The 2572-nt window shown below is 32.8% G+C and carries 4 protein-coding genes and 1 pseudogene; 1 reads left to right on the plus strand and 4 read right to left on the minus strand.

The genetic code is table 11. The features are described from left to right. Positions 1–70: 70 nt before the first annotated feature. The 4 genes from AC5YGG_RS20790 to AC5YGG_RS20805 all read right to left on the minus strand — a co-directional run bounded on the left by AC5YGG_RS20790 (position 71) and on the right by AC5YGG_RS20805 (position 1743). Positions 71–355, minus strand: coding sequence for a helix-turn-helix domain-containing protein (locus tag AC5YGG_RS20790; RefSeq protein ID WP_496146347.1), 285 nt, complete (start codon positions 353–355; stop codon positions 71–73). A gap of 4 nt (positions 356–359) precedes the next feature. Next, the gene (locus tag AC5YGG_RS20795; RefSeq protein ID WP_496146348.1) at positions 360–635 is read right to left on the minus strand and encodes a helix-turn-helix domain-containing protein; all 276 of its coding nucleotides are present in this window, start codon (positions 633–635) and stop codon (positions 360–362) included. A gap of 54 nt (positions 636–689) precedes the next feature. Next, positions 690–812 carry a hypothetical protein gene (locus tag AC5YGG_RS20800; RefSeq protein ID WP_496146349.1) on the minus strand — a complete coding sequence of 41 codons (123 nt, stop codon included), beginning with the start codon at positions 810–812 and terminating at the stop codon, positions 690–692. Between the two features lie 478 nt (positions 813–1290). Continuing rightward, positions 1291–1743 carry a GNAT family N-acetyltransferase gene (locus tag AC5YGG_RS20805; RefSeq protein WP_496146350.1) on the minus strand — a complete coding sequence of 151 codons (453 nt, stop codon included), beginning with the start codon at positions 1741–1743 and terminating at the stop codon, positions 1291–1293. Positions 1744–2362: 619 nt separating this feature from the next. Between AC5YGG_RS20805 and AC5YGG_RS20810 the strand changes: the two are divergent. Then, a pseudogene (locus tag AC5YGG_RS20810) lies at positions 2363–2572 on the plus strand (T9SS type A sorting domain-containing protein); the annotation flags it as partial.

Here is a 2572-nt window from a genome sequence, read left to right on the forward strand (position 1 = left end):
TATGGAAGAAGTATCTCATAAATTTAAGGAGCTAGAAGTCGCTTTTAAATCATAAGATTTTTACCGTATATCATTTTCCTTTGTAATTATTTTCCAGCACTTTCAAAATATCTGATTCCTTATACAATATTTTTCCCTGAATTTTTATGAAGGGTAGCAGGTGATCATCTCGGTATTGTTGAAGTGTGCGCCTGCTGATATGAAGCAAGCGACATACTTCATCACCGGTTAAATATTTTTCTTCATGATGGGACGGTCGTAAATATTTGCTGATCTGATCAAGGTATTTTTTTATAGAACTCATATCTTTAAGCCGAGATAAAATCTCTTCGGTAGCGTTTTTTATATATTGCATAGGTTTAACCTTTTAATTGAAGTAATGCGATTACATCATTATATTTAAAATAATTTTTCCTGCTGATACAAGTGCATGGCAGTAAGCCTTTTTGTTTATACTTTTGCAGGCTTCTTTTACTAATGTTCAAAAGTTGACACACTTCCTGATTATCCAGCCACTTGTTTCTACTATAATTGGATTGGTATCGTGTAGCGAGCTCTGAAAGAAATTCGTTAAGCCTCTCAATTTCTTTATTTAGGCCTTCGTAGGCGTTCTTTTCTATAAGTATAAATTCCATAATTCAATTTTGAATTATTAAGGTATATATTTACTTAACATACGAATGAATCTGTCATTCAGTAGCAGTAATAGGTCGTGGATGGCTCATGAGTGTTTTGTAAGCTGCTACAAGAAAACACTTATAAGAAAACCAGGGATAGCCGCTTGGTCTGTCTTGTCCTCTTGGTAACGGCATGAAGAGTACATTATCTTTTTTCTTGTTTAAGTACCACTCCAGAGACATTTCTCCTGAAAGGGGAACCTTAGCGTTTTTGTGAAATCAGCATGAAAATAGTCTTTTCCAAAAAAGTTCGGCGAAAAATTGCCTGTTTCGCATGTAATGGCCAAAGAATATATTTTATTGCCAAATGTTCTGAATATATCGCTTCCAAAATAAGTGAAACCTTTATACGTATTGTTTTCATGTCATTTTTTGCAAAATTACTATCGAATGAAGCGTAGGTGTTCACGTCAAGGACTTGTTCCCATAAACCCATAATGAATTAAGAGTTTCCGAAGCTAAAGGTTATCTTGAGCTTGCCGAAGGCGGGGATTTTTAGTACAAAAGTTCAATATAATTACTACAGTTGAATTTTGGAAAAATGCTCGATCCAAGAACTTCAGACTCGGTTTTGGTAATGACTTGTTAGTGGTAGTTGTTTGATTTTATCGCATTATTGTGTTTCTACTGTAAACATTCGGGTTGTAATTTTCCATGTAAATCTCTGGCTTCGGTATTTTACAAATCCATATTTTTCGTATAACCAATCTGCTGTTGATGTCAATAAAATCCAACGTCTTAGTCCTGACAAATTTGGTTGTGTCATAATGCGATCCATAAGTTTTTTTGAAAGCCCTTGTCCACGATAATTGTCCAAAATATAAATGTCGCCTAAATATGCAATAGTCGAAAAATCAGATATAACTCTTGCAAACCCAATTTGTTTGTCTTTATGAAATAGTCCGAAACTTAGCGAGTTGTCAACAGAAGTTTTTACTCTGTCAAAAGGAATGTTGTCTTTCCAACCTGAATATTTTGATAAGAAGTCATGAATTGCAATAATATTCATCTTTGATTTATCTGTCGTAATTGTGAAGTCACCAAAGTGTAGTTCAACTATTTCCATTTTTTAATTCTGCTTATTTTTAGTTCTTTTCTGTCATGTATCATTATTTAAGGTGTTTTATTTTTCGGTCAATCTATGTGATGCCAAATACAAATAGTTGCGTATATTCAAAAGAGAGAAAAAGTTTTAACCTTGGAGATACTTCTAACATGTAATGATTGTGAATTTTAAGACTCTCTAGCTAACTTAAGTCTGGTGTGTATTTTGTTGAGTTAAGAATTTTGCTTGCTAACAGATTTGTTGTGACAATAAATTCTTGTGAGCTTCTTTTATCCGTATTTTCCTACTAGATTGATATGATAAAATTCATATGAATGTTTACTAATATGAACTATGTACAATTCTAATATTTGTTAATTTTGTACCTATTAGAATAACCAGTAAACTCAACTATCTTATTAAAAAAATACTACTTCTGAAGTTTTTACAGACTTTGACGCATCTATCAAATATCTTTCAATTAAAGATAACAAATTCGTAAAAAGCTCATAACTATATTCTGTAGCTTAAGATCCTATCGGAACAAATGAAATTTTCCTAGTAATTCTTGGAAAGTAAATGTTTGTTTTAAACAAATCTTAATTACTCAAATAAATTACTAATCATAATACTAATTCGGATGAAAAAACTCTACATGAGTGTACTTATTTTATGCCCATTTTTGAGCACTTATGCTCAGGAAGTCCTCTGGCAAAAAGACATCAAATCCTCTACTCAGGATTTCTTAAGTCAGGTGACCACAACTATCGATCAGCAATATCTTATCACGGGAAGTGCTATTCAGTCAGGAAGCGGGAAGCTGGAGACTGGAAGTAAGCAGAACAACGGC

The sequence above is a fragment of the Chryseobacterium sp. CS2K3 genome, assembly GCF_059515185.1.